Annotated in this window: 17 protein-coding genes and 1 riboswitch; of the genes, 8 read left to right on the top strand and 9 right to left on the bottom strand. The window is 63.5% G+C overall.

What is annotated here, in order from left to right:
- The first annotated feature begins 88 nt into the window (after positions 1-88).
- The 3 genes from E2A64_RS08265 (at position 89) to tyrS (ending at position 3250) form a co-directional block, all read left to right on the top strand.
- Complete coding sequence (locus E2A64_RS08265; protein WP_133283897.1) at positions 89-1036, top strand: D-ribose ABC transporter substrate-binding protein; 948 nt, start codon at positions 89-91, stop codon at positions 1034-1036.
- 127 nt (positions 1037-1163) lie between these two features.
- A riboswitch (FMN riboswitch) is annotated at positions 1164-1298 on the top strand.
- Positions 1299-1367: 69 nt separating this feature from the next.
- Positions 1368-1835 (top strand): 6,7-dimethyl-8-ribityllumazine synthase, encoded by a 468-nt coding sequence (locus E2A64_RS08260; RefSeq protein ID WP_133283896.1) that lies wholly within the window; start codon positions 1368-1370, stop codon positions 1833-1835.
- A gap of 161 nt (positions 1836-1996) precedes the next feature.
- On the top strand, positions 1997-3250 hold the full coding sequence (gene tyrS / locus E2A64_RS08255; protein WP_133283895.1) for a tyrosine--tRNA ligase: 1254 nt from the start codon (positions 1997-1999) through the stop codon (positions 3248-3250).
- A 36-nt stretch (positions 3251-3286) separates the two neighbouring features.
- On the opposite strand, the gene E2A64_RS08250 is transcribed toward tyrS, so the two are convergent.
- Positions 3287-6697, bottom strand: a complete 3411-nt coding sequence (locus E2A64_RS08250; protein WP_133283894.1) for a YhdP family protein — start codon at positions 6695-6697, stop codon at positions 3287-3289.
- Between the two features lie 141 nt (positions 6698-6838).
- Between E2A64_RS08250 and bcp the strand changes: the two genes are divergently transcribed.
- From bcp to E2A64_RS08230, 4 genes are all read left to right on the top strand, one after another.
- A complete protein-coding gene (gene bcp / locus E2A64_RS08245; RefSeq protein ID WP_133283893.1) occupies positions 6839-7306 on the top strand; it encodes a thioredoxin-dependent thiol peroxidase in 468 nt (155 codons plus the stop codon).
- Positions 7303-8142: a ferritin-like domain-containing protein gene (locus E2A64_RS08240; protein ID WP_133283892.1), complete on the top strand. Its 840-nt coding sequence runs from the start codon at positions 7303-7305 to the stop codon at positions 8140-8142. Before bcp ends, E2A64_RS08240 begins: the two co-directional genes overlap by 4 nt.
- 103 nt (positions 8143-8245) lie before the next feature.
- A complete protein-coding gene (locus E2A64_RS08235; protein ID WP_133283891.1) occupies positions 8246-9538 on the top strand; it encodes a M23 family metallopeptidase in 1293 nt (430 codons plus the stop codon).
- A gap of 230 nt (positions 9539-9768) precedes the next feature.
- Positions 9769-11385 carry a DEAD/DEAH box helicase gene (locus E2A64_RS08230; RefSeq protein ID WP_133283890.1) on the top strand — a complete coding sequence of 539 codons (1617 nt, stop codon included), beginning with the start codon at positions 9769-9771 and terminating at the stop codon, positions 11383-11385.
- A 57-nt stretch (positions 11386-11442) separates the two neighbouring features.
- Here the strand turns inward: E2A64_RS08230 and E2A64_RS08225 are convergent, their stop codons facing one another.
- From E2A64_RS08225 to E2A64_RS08190, 8 genes are all read right to left on the bottom strand, one after another.
- A complete protein-coding gene (locus E2A64_RS08225) occupies positions 11443-11790 on the bottom strand; it encodes a HepT-like ribonuclease domain-containing protein (RefSeq protein WP_133283889.1) in 348 nt (115 codons plus the stop codon).
- Positions 11790-12086 (bottom strand): nucleotidyltransferase family protein, encoded by a 297-nt coding sequence (locus tag E2A64_RS08220; RefSeq protein ID WP_133283888.1) that lies wholly within the window; start codon positions 12084-12086, stop codon positions 11790-11792. Before E2A64_RS08220 ends, E2A64_RS08225 begins: the two co-directional genes overlap by 1 nt.
- Before the next feature lie 70 nt (positions 12087-12156).
- Positions 12157-13776 carry an NTP transferase domain-containing protein gene (locus E2A64_RS08215; RefSeq protein ID WP_133283887.1) on the bottom strand — a complete coding sequence of 540 codons (1620 nt, stop codon included), beginning with the start codon at positions 13774-13776 and terminating at the stop codon, positions 12157-12159.
- Positions 13773-14489 (bottom strand): XdhC family protein, encoded by a 717-nt coding sequence (locus E2A64_RS08210; protein WP_133283886.1) that lies wholly within the window; start codon positions 14487-14489, stop codon positions 13773-13775. Before E2A64_RS08210 ends, E2A64_RS08215 begins: the two co-directional genes overlap by 4 nt.
- Positions 14489-14824 carry an XdhC family protein gene (locus E2A64_RS08205; protein WP_133283885.1) on the bottom strand — a complete coding sequence of 112 codons (336 nt, stop codon included), beginning with the start codon at positions 14822-14824 and terminating at the stop codon, positions 14489-14491. Before E2A64_RS08205 ends, E2A64_RS08210 begins: the two co-directional genes overlap by 1 nt.
- 88 nt (positions 14825-14912) lie before the next feature.
- A complete protein-coding gene (locus tag E2A64_RS08200; RefSeq protein ID WP_133284316.1) occupies positions 14913-16127 on the bottom strand; it encodes a vWA domain-containing protein in 1215 nt (404 codons plus the stop codon).
- Between the two features lie 50 nt (positions 16128-16177).
- On the bottom strand, positions 16178-17104 hold the full coding sequence (locus tag E2A64_RS08195; RefSeq protein ID WP_133283884.1) for an AAA family ATPase: 927 nt from the start codon (positions 17102-17104) through the stop codon (positions 16178-16180).
- A gap of 23 nt (positions 17105-17127) precedes the next feature.
- Positions 17128-17619 carry a flavin reductase family protein gene (locus E2A64_RS08190; RefSeq protein ID WP_342210783.1) on the bottom strand — a complete coding sequence of 164 codons (492 nt, stop codon included), beginning with the start codon at positions 17617-17619 and terminating at the stop codon, positions 17128-17130.
- A 211-nt stretch (positions 17620-17830) separates the two neighbouring features.
- On the opposite strand from E2A64_RS08190, the gene E2A64_RS08185 reads away from it, so the two are divergent.
- Positions 17831-18922 (top strand): ABC transporter substrate-binding protein, encoded by a 1092-nt coding sequence (locus tag E2A64_RS08185; protein WP_133283882.1) that lies wholly within the window; start codon positions 17831-17833, stop codon positions 18920-18922.
- Positions 18923-18925: the final 3 nt, after the last annotated feature.

The following is an 18925-nucleotide window of genomic DNA, read 5'->3' as shown; positions in this document are numbered from 1 at the left end:
CACCACCTTCGCGAAAGCCCGGGAGGAGACCCGGACGCGAGACACAGCCGGGCAACCGGTGCAACAACCCCACAGGGAGGATAACCACATGTTGAAACTGACCAAACGCGCATTTCTCGCCGCTGCCGCAGCCCTTCCGCTGATGACCAGCGCCGCCTGGGCCGACGGCCTGATCTCGATCATCGTCACCGACCCGGCCAACCCCTACTGGTTCACCGAGGGTGAAGTCGCCAAGAAGACCGCCGAAGAGCTCGGCTACACGGCAACCGTGGCCGCCCACAAGGGCGACACCAATGTCGAATCCAACCTGATCGACGCGGCCATCACCAACTCGGCCAAGGCCATCATCCTCGACCCGGCCAATGCCGACGGCTCCGTCGGCGTGGTCCGCAAGGCCACCGAAGCCGGCATCCCGGTCTTCCTCGTCAACGCCGAGATCAACGAAGCCGGCATCGCCATCGCCCAGCTCGTCTCCAACAACGCCCAGGGTGCTGCCATCGGTGCCGTCCAGTGGCAGGAACTCGTCGGCGACAACGCCAAGTATGTCGAGTTCTTCGGCAATCCGTCGGACAATAACGCCGCCACCCGCTCGAACGGTTACAAGACCGTGCTGAGCCAGTATTCGGGCCTCGAGAAGGTCGCCGAGGAAGTGGCCAACTGGGACCGTACCCAGGGCTACAACAAGATGCAGTCGATCATCCAGGCCAACCCGGAAATCGACGCCGTCATCTCGGGTAACGACGAGATGGCTCTCGGTGCGATCGCAGCGCTCAAGGAAGCCGGCAAGCTCGAAGGCGTGACCGTCGGCGGCTTCGACGGTTCGCCCGATGCCGTGGAAGCCATCAAGGCCGGTGAAATGGCCTACACCGTTCTCCAGCCGGTCGCCGTCTTCTCGCGCGAAGCCGTCATCCAGGCCGACCACTACATCAAGAACGGCGAGCCGATGGTTGCCGAGGAAAAGCAGCTCTTCGATTGCCTGCTGATCACCCCGGACAACGTTGCCAACTATACCGCTCCGTTCACGCTGTCGGAATAATATCCTCCCAGGACGAGACAGCGAGAGGGCGCCCTTCGGGGCGCCCTTTTTCGTTGCGGGCCAGACAGTTGAAACAGTGCGTCAAGAAACTGATTCATTGACGCAACGGCCAGCGGCCGATATTCATGAAGCTTCTCAGGGCGGGGTGAAATTCCCCACCGGCGGTTACAGCCCGCGAGCGCCTTCCGGTTATCGGAAGGGTCAGCAGACACCGGTGAAATTCCGGGGCCGACGGTTAGAGTCCGGATGGAAGAGAACGAGACGAACCGGCTTCATGCCGGGGCGTGTCTGCAGCTCTGGGATCTTGTCATTTTGAAAGGATCAACGAGCGATGACAAAATCCCCAAAATTCGCATTCATCAAGGCCCGCTGGCATGCCGAGATCGTCGACAAGGCGCTCGAAGGCTTCCGCCAGCGCCTGACCGAACTCGGCGTCGATGCCGATGTCGTCACCTTCGACGTGCCGGGCGCTTTCGAAATGCCCCTTCTGGCCAAGAAACTCGGCGAAACCGGCAGCTATGACGGCATTGCCGCGGCCGCTCTCGTGGTCGATGGCGGCATCTATCGCCACGACTTCGTGGCAGCGGCCGTCGTCAACGGGCTGATGGAAGCGCAGATGGCCACCGGCACGCCGGTCTTCTCGGTTTCGCTGACGCCGCACCATTTCCAGCCGAAGCCGGAAATCGAGGCCTTCTATCTCGATCATTTCATCGGCAAGGGCCGCGAGGCAGCCGATGCAGCCGTCCAGACCTGGCGGCTTCACGCGAGCCTCGAGGCGCCCAAGGCCGTCGCGGCTTGATTGCCACACCCTGTTTCAGCCCGGCCCTCACGCATCTTCGCAGGGCCGGGTTTTGCTTGTCCCTTCCCCGCTCTTGGTGCTAAGGCCATCGCGCTCCGGGCGGATGCAATGCAAGACTTCGCGGACGCCCGGCACCAGCTACAGTTTCCGGGAAAGAACCGATGTCCACTTACAAGTCCGATTTCCTCAACGTGCTCAACGAGCGCGGCTTCATCCACCAGTGCTCCGACTTCGACGGTCTGGACGCGCTGCTGAAAAAGGAAACGGTCACCGCCTATGTGGGCTATGACGCGACGGCCACGAGCCTGCATATCGGCAACCTGATCTCGGTCACGATGCTCTACTGGCTGCAGGAAACCGGCCACCGTCCGGTCACCCTGATGGGCGGCGGAACCTCGATGGTCGGCGATCCGTCCTTCCGCGACGACCAGCGCAAGCTTCTCACGCCGGAGCAGATCGACCAGAACATCGAAGGCATCAAGAAGATCTTCGGCCGCATCATGCGCTACGGCGACGGCCCGACCGACGCGCTGATGGTCAACAATGCCGACTGGCTGATGAAGCTGAACTACATCGAGTTCCTGCGCGATGTCGGCCGGCATTTCTCGGTCAACCGCATGCTCTCCTTCGACAGCGTGAAACTGCGCCTCGACCGCGAGCAGTCGCTCTCGTTCCTCGAGTTCAACTACATGATCATGCAGGGTTACGACTATGTCGAACTCAACCGCAATTACGGCGTCCGCCTGCAGATGGGCGGCTCGGACCAGTGGGGCAACATCATCAACGGCGTCGATCTCGGCCACCGCATGGGCACCGACCAGCTCTACGCGCTCACCACGCCGCTTCTGACCACCAGCTCCGGCGCCAAGATGGGCAAGTCGGCCAATGGCGCGGTGTGGCTGAACGGCGATCTCTTCAGCCCCTATGACTACTGGCAGTACTGGCGCAACACCGAGGATGCCGACGTCGGCCGTTTCCTCAAGATCTTCACGCGCCTGCCGCTCGAGGAAATCGCCCGGCTCGAGGCCCTCGGCGGCTCGGAGATCAACGAGGCGAAGAAGGTGCTCGCAACGGAAGCCACGGCCATCGTGCATGGTCGCGAGGCCGCCGAAGCCGCGTCCGAAACCGCCCGCAAGACCTTCGAGGAAGGCCAGGCCGCCGATACGCTGCCGACGGTGGCGGTCGCCAGGGGCGATCTCGACAACGGCATCGGGCTCCTTTCCCTGATGGTCGAGGCGGGGCTCGCCGCCTCCAACGGTGAAGCCCGCCGTCACATCAAGGGCGGCGCGGTGAAGATCAACGATGCCGGCGTCAGCGACGAGAAGGCCATGGTCGACAGTGCGATGGTCGGCTCGAACGGCGCCATCAAGCTGTCGCTCGGCAAGAAGAAGCACATTCTGGTACGCCCCGAATAGGCAGCCCCCTCCTCCGGCTCTTCGAAACCGGAGGCCTTACCTGAATTCGAAGATGTTGCGGAACACGCCCGGCGCGATCAGCGACAGCGGGTTGATGACCACTTGCGGGCTGTCGGCATCGCCGACGAGGCGGAAGGTGATGCCGAGCAGGCCCTGGTCGCGTCCGTTGCCGAGAATGGCGCCGATCAGCGGCAATTCGCCGAACAGCCGGTTGATGCCGTAGGCGGGCATGAAGGTGCCGGCGAGATCCATGTTGCCGTTCTGGTCATACACAAGACCCCGGAACGCCGCGCCGATTTCGGTGCCGCGCAAGATGCCTTCATCGAGGTTGAGGTAGCCGCGCCCGCTTTCGATGCGCGCATTGGCGACCTCGAAGCTTGCTTCGGTGACGTCGATATTGCGCCTCACCGCATCATTGAGGCTGCGGCCCTGCGAATCCGCGGGGCTCGAAACGAGCGCCTTGAGCTTCTCCTCGCCGACAATCTTGAAGTTGCGGATGTCGACGACGCCGCGGCGCGGACCGTCGCCAGCGCGCTGCAGCCGGACATTGAGAAGCCCGCCCTGCATCTTGCCGTAGACGCCCGCAAAGCGCGCGAAGGCTCCCGCATCGCCCGACGTCATCTCCACCTTCTCCTGGCCGGACTGCGACTGGCCGTCGACGTCGATCACCACGGCCTGACCGGACGGCGATACCGCCTTGAAGGAGAGCTTCTCCGTCCTGCCGTTGCGGCCGGCATAGCTGAACCGGGCATCGGACAGCGAGGTCTCGTAAAAGCCCCGGACCTGACCGAGGCTGCCCGAGGCGGCAATCACGAAATTCTCGCCGCCGCCGCCATCCGTCGCGGCCACATTGCTCTTGGCCTCGGAGATCAGCTGCCTGAGATCGGCGGAAGCGCCAGAGACCTTGATGTCATAGGCCTTGTTCCGGTGGGTGATGTCGGCACGGTAATCGTCGCCGGGCGAAAGCCGGATGCTGTCGAGGCGAGCAGAGGAGAACGATCCGTCGGCAATGTCGATATTGCCGGTCACCTTGAAGCCATCGCCGGAAACCACGAGATGACGGAGCTTGTGGCTGTTGCCCTCACTCTCGATGTCGAAGCTCGCGGTTCCGGGAATGCCTGCGCCCTTCTTCCAGCCGATGCCGGGAACGGTCAGCGTGGCTCTGTCCAGCTTCAGCGTGATTGCATTCTTGCCCGCGCCCTTTTCCTCAAGCTTGAGGCCGACGGGGCCGCTCAGCAGCAGTCCCGTGCCCGGCGCGATCTTCTCGCGCTGAGTATCGTCGAGCGTGCCGGAGATCAGCCGCTTGCGCTCGACGCCGGAATTGGAAACGGGCTCGGTCAGGTCGAGCGTCAACGGAATGCCGTCGACCGTGGCATCGGCGGTCAGATGGGCGCGCGCAGGCGTGACGTTCAGCTTGCCCTCGATATCGCTGAAGGTCCGGCCCTCGACCTGCTTGCCGATATCGACGCCCGCAAGGTCCATGTTGACCTCCCACTCGGTGGGTGGCGGATCCTGTTCGCGCACCAGCCCGAAACGGGCCCGGACCTGGGAGGAAATCTCGCCCGACAGTTCCTCCGGCTTGAAACCGATGCGATCGAGAACGTCGATCGGGTGGTAGGTGATCAGTTCGGCCACCGCATCCGCCGCGCCGGACACCGAAAGCGAGAGATCCGCCATCAGCGGCTTTTCCTCGGTGTCGGGAATGGTGAGCGTTCCGTCGCTGACCTTGACGACGCGTCCGGTCGGGAAATATCCGCCGGCGGAGGAGACCGACACCTCCACCTTGGTCCCGCGCAGGCTGAGATGGCCATTCGCATCCCTGAGTGGCGGAATGTCACCGGCGACGTTCATGCGGGCCCGCTCGATATCGAACTCGATCTGGAACTGGTTTTCGGTGAATGGCGGCGCCCTTTTGCCCGGCGGGAAGTGCCCTGCCGGCGCGGACAGCTGAATGCGGCCGTTGGAGACGGTGCCCCCGTAGAGGTTCTCGAGAACCCACTGGCGCGCCCGCTTGCCCATCCAGTAGGGCCAGAGCTGCTTGACGGCAGTCGTGGGCAAGCGATCGGTCTGCGCGTAAAGCGTGATGGCCGGCGAGATGCCCTCGACGAACTGAAGCGACAGCGACGCGGCCATGTTGTAACGGCCCGTGACGAGCGCCAGCTGGTCGGCAACGATGCGATTGCGGTTGGGCATGATGCGGCCGAAGGCGCGCGCGTCGAACTTCACCGGCGAATCGGCGGAATCGCCCGGAGCGGCAAGCCCGTTGGCGATCACCAGATCAAAGGCCATCCCCGGATAGTCGCGGTTGATATCGGTGCGTTCGGGCACATTGTCGATATCGATCAGGCCGCCGTTGAAGGGCAGTTTGGTGTCACCGATCTGAAGCAGCGAGGGCATGATCTCGATCTTCTTCTGCTCGGCCTGATAACTCATCGCGGTCTTGAGCTCGCGCAGTTCGGCGCTCACCCCGCCCAGCATCATGGAGCCCGGCTCGCCGTCGATGGTCAGTTGCAGCTCGGGCACGCCTCCGGGTGTCGCACGCGTTGCACTCAGGCCGATGTCGACCAGCGTCTCAAGTCCGGTCGCGCGGCGCTCGAGCCCGTCGGACGTATAGTCCACGGGCAGACCGGTGACTGTGGCCTCGAGCTGGGAAAGATCGTCGCGATCTCCCTTCGTGGCGTGGACGGCAAAGCCGAAATCCCGGCTCTTGAAGGACAAGGTCGCGTCGATGTCGAACTCGTCTTCTTCCTGGCCCGTCAGTTCGGCACGCTTGACGGTGATACCGCGCAGATCGTCACCGAGCCGGATATTCTCGAGAACGATGGTCTCGGTCCCGCGATTGGCCAGGACCGAGCCGACACGGTCCACCGCTTCGAAAGCCTGCTCGATGCGCTCATCGAGACTGTCCACGCGGAAATGGGCCAGATCCGAAAAACCGATTCCGGGACCGCTGCCTGCGATCAGGTGAGCCCCCTCCACCTCGATGGAATTGACCTTGAGCGATCCGCCCATCATCGCCAGCGGATCGAGCAGCAGACGCAGCCGGTTGACCGCATATTCACCGCCCGTGCCGTCGGCGGGTCTGATCTTGACGTTGTTGGCGATCAGCGCGACCTGCCCGCGCGACGTCATCCGCACACCGGCGCCGCCGATCTCGGATGTATAGGTCTCGCCCAATGCGCCGGCGAGTGCCGAACGCGCCCGGTCTTCGATCACACCGTCGACGAGACCGCGATCGAGGGCGATCAGGATGGCGCCGAAGACGACGAGGAAGAGGATGACGAGAAAGGCCACCGCCTTGATGTGGGCCTTTACCCACCCGCCCGACCGGCCGCCGCGGTGAGCGTTGACGATGATCGGATCCTCGCACTGGGCAGACGGCAGGTCATGCAGCGCCGTGATGTCGCGCCGCGAGAAACTAACCTTCTGATGCGGCCCTTTCGCCATGCGCTGCAGTCTGCCCCGTCCAATTCGAAAAATATCCGGGCGCAACGCTCCCGACTGGTTTGCGCGCGTCCGTTCGGGCACTATACCGGGCGGGCCCGAAAGGCATATCCCGAGAACGCTTTATCACCAGGGAAGAACCCAATGAGCACAATCGAAGTCGGACAGAACGCCCCGCAATTCTCCCTGCCTCGCGATGGTGGCGGAACCGTGTCATTGGCGGACTATGCCGGCAAGAAGGTGGTGCTGTATTTCTACCCCAAGGACGACACCAGCGGCTGCACCGTGGAAGCCGTCGATTTTACCGCGCGTGCCGGCGAATTCGAAAAGGCCGGAGCAGTCGTCATCGGCATGTCGCCGGACCCGGTGAAGAAGCACGACAAGTTCGTCGACAAGCACGGGCTCAACGTCATCCTCGCCTCCGACGAGGAGAAGAAGGTTCTCGAAACCTACGGCGTCTGGGTCGAGAAGAGCATGTATGGCCGCAAATATATGGGCGTGGCGCGCACCACCCTTCTGATCGACGGTGACGGCGTGATCCGTCAGGTCTGGGAAAAGGTGAAGATCCCCGGCCATGCCGAAGCCGTGCTCGAGGCCACGCGCGCGCTGTGAGCGAAGCTGAAGCCCACGCATTCCGGACACGCTCGCTGAGGGACGCCGCGGCACGCGCGGTCGCGGCATCCGATCTCGACGAGAAGACGGCGCGCACCCGCGCCGCCTATGCGCGCTGGAAATCCCGCACCATCTCGCTCCGCGATCCCGGCGACTTCAAGCCGCCTGCCCGGCCCGGGCGTCCGGACAAGCCCGAGCTCGTGCCGCCGACGCAGGTCAAGCGCCGCACGCTCAACTCCGAGCGCGGGCGCATCATTCTCCTGCATGCCATCTGCCACATCGAACTCAACGCCATCGATCTGGCGCTCGATATCGTCGCACGTTTTGCCGACAGGCAGATGCCGCTGTCCTTTTTCGACGGCTGGATGCAGGTCGCCTTCGAGGAAGCCAAGCATTTCAACATGGTGCGCGACCGGTTGCGGCAACTGGGCACCGACTACGGCGACTATCCGGCCCATGACGGTCTGTGGCAGGCGGCACACGACACCCGCAACTCCCTGATGGCGAGACTGGCGGTCGTTCCGCTCATCCTCGAGGCGCGCGGGCTCGACGTGACCCCTTCCATGCGCGCGGCGATGCGGGCCGCCGGCGACGAGGACAGCGCCGCCGTTCTCGACGTGATCTACGAGGATGAAAAGAAGCACGTGGCAATCGGAGCGAAATGGTTCCGCTTTCTCTGCGCCCGCCACAAGCTCGATCCGTCCGCGGAGTTCCAGGCTCTGGTGCGCGCCAACTTCCGTGGCGGACTGAAACCGCCATTCAACGACCTGGCCCGGGCAGCGGCAGGACTGACGCCCTCCTTCTACCGCTCCCTGGCGGCGCAGAGCGCTTCGTGAAAGAACGGCTCCAAACAGCCGGAAATCGCCTGCCGGAAAGCGTTTATTAACCTTAACACGGTGTAATCGCCGCAATCAGTTTTCGGATTGCAGGGGACTATCCGTGTCGCAGGGGCAGCAAAGCCGCATTTTCGGCAAATGCAAGAAAAGTCATACGATCATCTTCGCCAGCGGAGAGAAGATCCGTCACGTGACCTTGCAGCCGTGGGTCGCGGGCGTTGCCGCATCCTTTGCGGGCGTCATGGTCATCTCCTATCTTGCCGCGACCTCCTACCTCGTCCTGCGCGACGACCTGATCGGCGCCGCCATGGCGCGTCAGGCGCGCATGCAGCACTCCTATGAAGACCGTATCGCCGCACTTCGTTCGCAGGTCGACCGTGTGACGAGCCGCCAGCTCCTCGACCAGCAGCTGATGGAAGACAAGGTCGCCGAACTTCTCGCGCGCCAGGACACGCTGACCTCGCGACAGGGCCGGCTCGGCCCGCTCCTGGAACGTGCGCGCGCCGCTGATGCCGCCGACACGGTCCCGGTTCCGCAGAAGAAGCCGGAGCAACAGGCGAGCAACCAGACTTTGGAAGTGCCCCGTTCCTCGCGTCTTGCGGCGCTTACGGCCGTCCGCACCCCGGTTGCCGAGCCGGCCCAGATCGGCATCAATCCGCTGGCCTATGCCGATCCCGTCGAAAGCGTCGGCCAGCGCGCGGACAGGATTTTCTCCAAGGTCACGCTGTCGCTCAAATCGATCGAGCGCGACCAGGTCGAGAAGATCCAGAACCTCGCCAACAACGCCTATGACACCGCAAGCCAGATTTCCGAGATCATGGAAGCTGCCGGCCTGCCCGCCCCGCAGGTGGAAGCCAGCGGCATCGGCGGTCCCTATATCCGCGCAAACGATCCGTCGGCCTTCGACGCCTCCATCGACGATCTGGATGCCGCCCTCACCCAACTCGACACGGTACGCGAAAGCGCCTTTTCGATGCCGGTTTCGGTCCCCGCACCGGGCGCGCAGATCACCAGCCGTTACGGCAAGCGCAAGGATCCCTTCCTGGGCCGCCTCGCCTTCCACTCCGGCATCGACTTCCGCACCCAGACCGGCACTCCGGTTCATGCGTCCGGATCCGGGACCGTTGTCCGCGCCGGCCGTGCAGGCGGCTACGGCAACATGGTCGAGATCGACCACGGCCACGGCCTGACCACGCGCTACGCGCATTTGTCGAAGATCCTCGTAAAGAAGGGCGACCGGGTCGATTCCGGCGCCACGATCGCGCAATCCGGCAATTCCGGCCGTTCGACAGGCCCGCATCTGCATTACGAAATCCGGCGCAACGGCAAGGCGATCAACCCGATCGGCATCGTCAAGGCAGCCTACGAATTGCGTCCGTTGCTGGCGTCGAACTGAACGATTATTGCCGGAATGGGCACTCAACCTTTTCATTAACGGCTTATTCTAACCATATTCCCCCATAAATCCCTTGTTTTCCTTGACTCTGGCGGATGTTGGCCCTAAGTCGGCTCGCAAGGTCGTTGGTCCAATGACACCCGGCCATTGACGCCGGATACGTCTTTTCCGGCCCGACGTGCTGACGAATAAGCAATCCCGATACACGCCGAAACGGAAACACATTCCCATTGACGACGTTCGCTGATCTTGGCCTGAGCCAGAAAGTTCAATCCGCCGTATCCGACGCAGGTTACACGGAACCGACCCCAATCCAGGCGGGAGCCATTCCGCCTGCGCTCGAACGCCGTGATGTGCTGGGAATTGCCCAAACGGGTACCGGCAAGACCGCTTCCTTCGTGTTGCCGATGCTCACCCTTCTCGAAAAGGGCCGTGCGCGGGCTCGCATGCCGCGCACCCTCATTCTCGAACCGACCCGCGAACTGGCGGCACAGGTGGCCGAGAACTTCGAGAAATACGGCAAGAACCACCGGCTCACCGTGGCGCTCCTGATCGGCGGCGTGTCCTTCGACGAGCAGGACAGGAAGCTCGAGCGCGGCGCTGACGTGCTGATCGCGACGCCCGGCCGTCTGCTGGACCATTTCGAGCGCGGCAAGCTGTTGATGAACGGCGTCGATCTCCTCGTCATCGACGAGGCCGACCGGATGCTCGACATGGGCTTCATCCCGGACATCGAGCGCATCGTCAAACTCATCCCGTTTACCCGGCAGACGCTTTTCTTCTCGGCCACCATGCCCTCGGAGATCCAGAAGCTCGCCGATGCCTTCCTTCAGAACCCGGTTCGCGTGGAAGTGGCGCCGCCCTCCTCCACCTCGGTGAATGTCAGCCAGGCGCTCGTGTCCTGCACCGGCAAGGATTACGAGAAACGTGCCACGCTGCGTGACCTGATCCGCGCCCAGGAAGGGCTGACCAACGCCATCATCTTCTGCAACCGCAAAAAGGATGTGGCCGATCTCAACCGCTCGCTCCAGCGCCACGGCTTCTCCGTCGGCGCGCTGCACGGCGACATGGACCAGCGCTCGCGCATGGCAACGTTGCAGCAGTTCAAGGACAACGAGATCACGCTTCTCGTGGCTTCCGATGTGGCAGCCCGCGGCCTCGACATTCCGGCCGTCAGCCACGTCTTCAATTTCGACGTACCTATCCACGCCGAAGACTATGTCCACCGCATCGGCCGTACCGGCCGTGCCGGTCGCTCGGGCGCAGCCTTCACGCTCGCCGGGCGCCGCGACGGAAAATATGTCGAAGCCATCGAAAAGCTGATCGACCGCAAGATCGAATGGCTCGACGGCGTCGAGACGTCAGCCTCCTCCTCGGACGAGGACGAGGAAGACGCCGGCCGTTCGCGCCGTGGTCGCGGCGGCAAGGGTCGCGGCAAGAAGGACGGCGACGACAAGGCGCCGAAGGCCAAGCGCGGCAAAGCCAGGGATCACGAGGACGTCACCTACGAGACGCCCGAGGAACTGTCTTCCGACGACAGCGCCAATCCCGCGCCGGAGGGCGAATGGGTGGAAGCGCCCAAGCCGCGCGGTCGCAAGAAGAAGGACGCTCCGGCCAAGGTTCGCGAGAACGAGGTGGTCAATTACGAGACCGCCGAGGAAATGTCCTCCGATCCCGAACAGACACCTGCTCCGGCGCCGCAGCGCGAGAGCCGCTCCAAGCCCAAGCCGGCAAACGACGACCGCCGCCGCAATCGCCGCAACAGGCGCGATGACGACGACGACATGCCCGTGGGTTTCGGCGACGACATTCCGGCCTTCATGATGATCAGCTCGAAGATCGGCTGACCGGAAGCGACCGACGAACAGAAAAGCCGCGCCAACCGCGCGGCTTTTTCTTGTTTTTCAGGACGATATCTTCGCGAGCATTCGCCTGACCGCGTCCTTCAACGCGGCCAGTTCGCCGTTTTGCCACGTGTTCCACAGGAGTTCGAAATCGACACGGTGATAAGCGTGCCGCAAGTGATTTCCTATGCCCCTGATCTGGGACCACGGGACCGCGGGTTCTTCGTTCTTGAGATTCTCTGGAATATGCTTGGAAGCTTCGCTCAATATTTCGAGAAATCTCTCGAATGCTGCGCGCCGGACATCGTCGCGATACAAATCCTCAAAGCGGTTGCCCTCCAGAAGGGCATCGATCTTGTCGATCGAATCCACGATATCTTGAAGTCTGAATACAGTCCGGTCTGCCATCAGAAGACTTCGATTCCCTCCCGATCGAGTTCGCTCCTGAACTCCTGGTCGAGCGAACGGCGCATGAATGCATTCGCGGGAATACCGATTGCCTCGGAAACGATCTGCTCGACACCGACAAGATTGATAATCGAAAAACGGCTTTCAGATTCGACGTCGATTGCGATGTCGATGTCACTGTCAGCTGTTTGCGATCCGCGCGCCTGCGACCCGAACAGAATCAGGTGCCGCACGCCCTCGTTCTCCAAGCGGGGCCTGAGGGTCTTTAGCTTCTGAACCAGATCAGTGGCTGTCATCAGACTTTACATCCTTCCCAGGCGATCGCTGGGAACCTGTACCTCAATGGCCGTCCTTGCAAGAGTTCATTCATGAACCCTCGATCCGTCCGCCCGCTGCCCTCACCGCTTCGGGCGTATCCACGTCGATACGCGCGGCCGGGCCGATATCGATATCGATGACCGGCAGGCCGCTTTGTTCGATCAGGGCGCGGGCGCCGACATCGCCCTCCAGCTTCATGATGTCCGGCACCAGACTGGCGGGCAGGATCACCGGGTTGCCGCGATGATCGCCGTCGGCCGCACGGATGATCGCCTTTGCATCATGCTCCCCGAAGGCTTCGAGCAGCAGGTCGATATGGGCCGTTTCCAGCTTTGGCATGTCACCGAGCAGGATCATGATGCCGGAAAGATCGGGGCCAAGAGCCTCCACGCCGGTCTTCAGCGACGAGGCCATGCCCGAGGCGTAACCGGTATTCTCCGCGATGGTCAGTTCGAGGCCTTCAAGGGCCCCCGCCACATCCTCGGCGCGGAAACCGGTGACCGCCGCCACCGCCTCGGCCCGGCTCGCAAGCGCGCGCTGCGCCATCAGACGCACCAGCGGTTCTCCGTCGAACTCGGCCAGCAGCTTGTGGCCGGCGCCCTCACCCATGCGGCTCGCACGTCCGGCCGCCATCAACACGATGCCGACACCCATGACCTGGGCTTTGTCGCGCGGCAGCCGGGGCTGGGGTCTTGTCGGGATTTCCATCAGCAGCCCGCCGACGCCCATTGCGGCCAGATCGTCATTGCCCGGGCTTTCGCCGGCCATGATCCGGGCCAGAACCCAGTCGAAGCCGTTCTCCCTGGGTGAACGGGCGCAGCCCGGCGCGCCAATGACAGGCTTGCCGCCGATCGAGCCGATGACAATGAGATTTCCCGGATCGACGGGCATGCCGACGCGTTCGACGTGTCCGCCAGCCTGCCGGATGGCTGCGGGGATCACATCGTTGGTGTCCGTTACCGCCGAAGCGCCGAAGATGATGATCATCTCGCAGTCCGCGGCGATGGCTTCGAGTTCCGAGGCCAAGGCGGCTGCCTCGTGCCCGACCTCGGCGGAAGCCACGATCGTCGCGCCGTACGCGGCCAGGCGGGAGGCCGTCAGTTCGCGCGTCTTCACCATGACCTTCGGCTTGAGCGTCGGCAAGGCCGTCGCCACATAGCCGACGCTGCGCAACGCGAAAGGCCGGACATGCGAAAACCCCTGCTCCGCAATCAGTGTCTCCGCACGCTCGACCGACGCCCCGGCAACGGCGAGTGGGATGATCTTGATGGTCGCCACCATGTCGCCCCCGGCGACCACGCTGCGGTCATTAAGGCAGGCATAGGTGATAGCCGGATCGATCGAGTTGAAGGCATCGACCCGCGCCTTGTCGGCGCGAAACAGGCCGGCCGAGCTGGCGTGGAGATTGACGCGACCGGTCGCCGGCGCCCTCGCCTCGACACCTGCTCCCAAGAAAGCGGCAGCAATTCGCCCCGCAGCCTTGTTCTCGTCGATATCGCCCGTGTCCAGACGGGCAACGATGACATGTTCAAGACCTGATTCAAGAAGCTGCGAAATTGAGTCCGCGTCGAGCTGCAAGCCCTTCTTTAATCTTGCTTTTCCGGCTTGCGTGGAATGGGCGAGAATAGCCCCTTCAGCGTCGTGCACCGGAACCGGGCCAAACTTCACGCCGCCGCCCCTTCGTCGGCATCACGGACCGGCAGGTCCCGCGTTCTGAGCGCTTCGATCACCTGCGCAAGAACCGAGACGGCGATCTCGGCGGGGCTCGCCGCCCCGATCGGCAATCCGATTGGTGCAGCAATGCGCCCGATCGTCTGCTCGCTCAGGCCGGCTTCCTTCAACCGTTCGACGCGGCGGCCATGGGTCTTTCGCGAACCGAGCGCGCCGACATAGAAGCACCCGGTCTTCAGCGCCGAGATCAACGGATAGTCGTCGATCTTCGGATCGTGGGTCACGGCGACCAGCGCCGTGAAATAGTCGAGAGGCCGATCCTTGAGCACATCCTCCGGCCAGTCGGCCACGAGATCGCTGTCCTCGAAGCGCTCCGGCGTCGCGAAAGCCGTGCGCGGATCGATCACGGTCACGTCGAAACCCGCCATCCGCGCCATCGGAGCGAGCGCCTGGCTGATGTGGACCGCGCCGATGATGACCATGCGGGCCGGCGGAACGTGGACATTCAGGAAGAACTCGCGGCCTTCCGCCTCGGCAATACCGGATTTTCCGGATTTGAGCGCCTTGCCGATCGCCTCGCCGAGCTCGCCGGCGACATGATCGCCGGCGCGCACCATGCGATCGCGGCCGTCATTGAGGTCGGTGACGATGACAGCGGCCTCACGAGCGCGCTTGGCGGCATTGAGGGATTTGAGAACATGGGGATCCATCAGCCGAGCCGCTCCAGATAGACGCGGATCTTGCCGCCGCAGGAGAGCCCGACGCGCCAGGCGGTCTCATCGGCAACGCCGAATTCGAGCATGCGCGGTTTGCCGCTCTCGATCACCTCGATCGCTTCGGCAATCACTGCTCCCTCGACGCATCCGCCGGAAACGGAGCCTTCGAAATTGCCCTCGGCATCGATGACGAGATGGCTGCCCGTCGGACGGGGGGCGGACCCCCAGGTTTCCACGACCGTGGCAATCGCCAGATCACGGCCTTCGTTCATCCAGCCCTCGGCGATCATCAGCGGATCTCGGATATCTGCTTGTTCGGACAGGGACATGCGCAGCCCTCCTTGTTCAGAAGTCTCTCCTCAATATGGTGCGCCGTTGCCCGGTTCCGCAAGTCCGGGAGAACCGAATGGTCCTCCCCTATGCCGCAGGCACGGCCAGCCGGCGCGGATCCCATTTGCCGTGACGGTCGTCGCCGAGCGCCGTGACCAGATCCGACATCGCCGCGATGTTGTGAACGGCGCGCACCTCGTCGACGTGGCGCAGTATGGTGCGCACGCCCCGCGCGCGGGCTTCGAAGCCATCGAAGCGCAGCAGCGGATTGAGCCAGACGAGCCGACGGCACGAGCGGTGGAGGCGATCCATCTCGCGGTCCAGTTCGTCGATCGAATCGCGCTCCAGCCCGTCGGTAATGAGAATGACAGTCGCCCCCTGGCCCAGCACCCGGCGCGACCAGTTCCTGTTGAATTCGTTGAGCGTTTCACCGATCCGGGTGCCGCCCGACCAGTCCTTGACCATGCCGACGCACTGGTCCACCGCCTCGTCGGGGTCGCGGTAGCGCATCTGGCGGGTGATGTTGGTCAGTCGGGTACCGAACAGAAAGGTGTGAACCCCGCGCCTGCGCTCGGTGATGACATGCATGAAATGCAGGAAGATGCGGGTGTACTGGCTCATCGAGCCGGAGATGTCTGCGATGATGACGAGCGGCGGGTGCACTTTCCGCTTCCTCCGGTAGCGCGGCAGGATCAGGTCGCCGCCGGTCTTCATCGCCGCGCGCATCGTGGCACGCGGATCCACCCGCATGGCACGGTTGGCCGCTTCGAACCGGCGGGTCTCGATCTCGTCGAAAGGCAGGGAGAGAGCGGCGATCGCCTTCTTCGCCTCGGCGAGTTCGGCAGCACTCATCTGCGCAAAATCCTGCGTGCGGTTGACCTCGCTGCCGGATGCGGTCTGACTGGCGTCGATCTCGATCTCCGGCTTCTCCTGGACCGGACGATGCTTGTCGTGACCTTCGAAGAGAGCCTCGTTGACCCGGGATTCGCCCGCCTTGGGTTTTTCCTTCGGACGGCTGTCGGGCACGACGGGCGAAAACATCGCAATCATCTTTTCGACCAGATCGCGCGAGCGCCAGAACAGCCTGAAGGCCTGATCGAAGACGACGTGATCCTCGCGGCGCTTGACGAAGACCGAGTGCAGCACCCAGTAGAACTCCTCCCGGCTGCCGATGCCTGCGACGGTAACCGCCTCGACCGCATCGCGCGAGCTGGCCGGACCGACCTTCATGCCGGCCTTCCTCAGTGTTCGCGCGAAAAAGGCGATATTGTCGGCGAGTTTGCCGGGATCGCCGGAGGGCATGACGATGGCGTTGCCGGCTCCGGTGCGCGATGTATCGCCCGCCTCAGCCATCAGCCTGCCCGCGCCAGATCCGCCTTCACCTCGTCGAGGATCTGGCGTCCCGCGGACCCTTCGATCCGGGCAATGTCGTCCTGATATTTGAGGAGCGTACCGAGCGTATCGGAAACGGTCTGCGGATCGAGCGCCAGCCGGTCCAGTTCGGTCAGCGCGGTCGCCCAGTCGATCGTTTCGGCCACACCGGGGTTCTTGAAGAGCTCCATCTGCCTGAGCTTCTGTACATAGGCGACAATCTCGGCAGTCAGCGCCTCGGCAGCCCCCGGCACCTTGCGGCGGATGATCTCGAGCTCGGCATCAGCCTCCGGATAATCCACCCAGTGATAGAGGCAGCGACGCTTAAGCGCGTCGTGGATCTCGCGCGTCCGGTTGGTGGTGATGATGACAATCGGCGGCTCGGCGGCCTTGATGGTGCCGAGTTCGGGGATCGTGACCTGAAAGTCGGAGAGGATTTCGAGCAGGAAGGCCTCGAAAGCCTCGTCGGTGCGGTCGAGTTCGTCGATGAGAAACACCGGCGCGCGCCCGGGCTCGCCCTGCAGCGCCTGAAGCACCGGACGGCGGATCAGGTGGCGTTCGTCGAAAATATTGGTCTCGATACGATCACGGTCCGCCTCGCCGGTGGCTTCGGCCAGCCTGATTTCCAGCATCTGCGCGGGGTAGTTCCATTCATAGACGGCCGACGAGACGTCGAGACCTTCATAGCATTGCAGCCTGATCAACGGGCGATCGAGCGCGTGGGCAAGCACCTTGGCGATCTCGGTCTTGCCGACACCCGCCTCCCCCTCGAGGAACAGCGGCCGGCCCATGCGCAGGCTGAGAAACAGGACCGTCGCCAGCGCGCGGCCGGCCACATAGTCATGCTCTTCCAGCATCTTCAGCGTTGCCTCGATGCTCTCAGGCACGTTTCGACTGGCTGCGGTCATGTCACCTCCCCTGAAACTCGCAATCACACTGTATGATAGGAGCGGTTTAAGTAAATGAGGGCCGGGGCGCTTTCTCCCAGGCGGATGGCCTGGACCTCGCCGAACAGCACCATGTGGGTGGCCACATCCTTGGCCTCGACCAGCTTGCAGTCATAAACCACCGCCGCATCGGCAAGCGTCGGCGCGCCGGTTTCCATCTTATCCCAGACACCCTGTTCGAAACGCTTGTCCGGATCCATCGGGACGAGACCGGAAAAGACGTCCGCGAGCGGCTGATGACGGGCGGCCAGCGTGTTGAGCGCGAAGGCACCGGCTTCGACGAAGGTACGGTTGGCCGCATTACCCTTCGCCACGCAGACGAGAACGGTCGCGGGATTGTCCGAGACCGAACAGGCAGCGGTCACCGTGACGCCGCGCTTGATGCCGTCATGATCGGCGGTGGCGATCTGCACATGTCCCGCGTAACGCGCCATGGCATCGCGATAGAGTTCGGGTGAAATTTTCGAATAGCTCAAAATGACTTGCCTTTATTCGACTATGTCGTTTCCGGTCGCGCGGAGGCATGTGTAGCCATAACGGCTCCCCTTGTCTCGCCTAGATAGGCAGCCATAGCCCGATTGAAACCCGGCGAGAGGGGAAAAACCCCGTATCCATAGGGGAATAGCGGAAACTACGACTTTGCCCGCGCTTCCAAATGGAGCTGATCCGCACTAGGGTTTGCTCATCATGATGCATATCACGACTGCCCTTGTTTTCACCCTCGCAAGCCTCGCCGCCGGCCCCGCTGCCGCCGCAGACCTGCGCGTGGGCCTCGCCATTCCCGAAACGGGCCCCTTCGCGCCGCTCGGACAGCAGGTGATCGACGGCTTCCGTGTCTGGGAACAGGATACGGCCAGGAGCTTCACCGATCTCGTTGAAGGCGAGGATCGCTGCGACGCCAGGAGCGGGGTCGAATCGGCGCAATCCTTCGCCGAGGCGGGCGTCGATGTCGTCGTCGGCTATCTGTGCGCGGAAAGCCTCGCGGCTGCCCTGCCCCTTCTCTCTGCCGAGGGCATTCCGGTGCTCACGCTCACCGTGCGCGCCGACATCCTTGCCGAGGAGGCCAGCCGCAACGACTGGTCCTTCTACCGCCTTGCACCTCGCGACAGCCAGGAGGCCGAGGTCGCCGCCGAATCAATCATCTCGCTCTGGGCCGACCGTCCCTTTGCGCTGATCGAGGACGGCACGATACAGGGGCGCGAACTTGTGGAAGCCATCCGGGTCGATCTGGAAGACCGGGGACTGAAGCCGAACTTCATCGACAATTACCGCCCGGGACAGGAGCGCCAGCCGAGCCTGGTTCGTCGGCTCGATGCCGCAGGCGTGGCGCGTGTCTTCGTCGGCGGAGACCGATCGGACCTGGCGATCATCGCCCGCGACACGGCATCGGCCGGGCTTGATCTGACATTCATGGGGGGTGACGCGCTCAACGCGCCGCGGGGCGAGGCACCGATCCCGAACGGCACGCTGGCCGTCATTGCAACAGACGCGTTGCCGGACGCAGCCTCCTCGTCAGCGGCGAGCGCCTTTGCCGCTGCCGGTCTTCCCATCGAGGGCCTGCGGCTCCCGGCCTATGTCGCGGCCCAGGTCCTCGGCTCGCTCGCTCCCATGTATGAACGCGGCAATCTGGGCGAGTTGCTCGAACGCGGCAAGTTCGGGACGGCACTCGGCGTCGTCAGCTTCGGCTCCGACGGCGAGCGCCAGCAGTCCGGCTTTTCGCTCGCAGAATGGCGCGACGGGCGTTTCGAGCGCGTCACCTCCGCCGCCCCGCAAAACTGAGGC

It is taken from the genome of Pseudohoeflea suaedae (assembly GCF_004354915.1).
In the GTDB taxonomy this organism is placed as follows: Bacteria; Pseudomonadota; Alphaproteobacteria; order Rhizobiales; family Rhizobiaceae; genus Pseudohoeflea; species Pseudohoeflea suaedae.
Note: the sequence above shows the minus strand (reverse complement) of the source record. Positions and strands in the feature narration are given on the sequence as shown.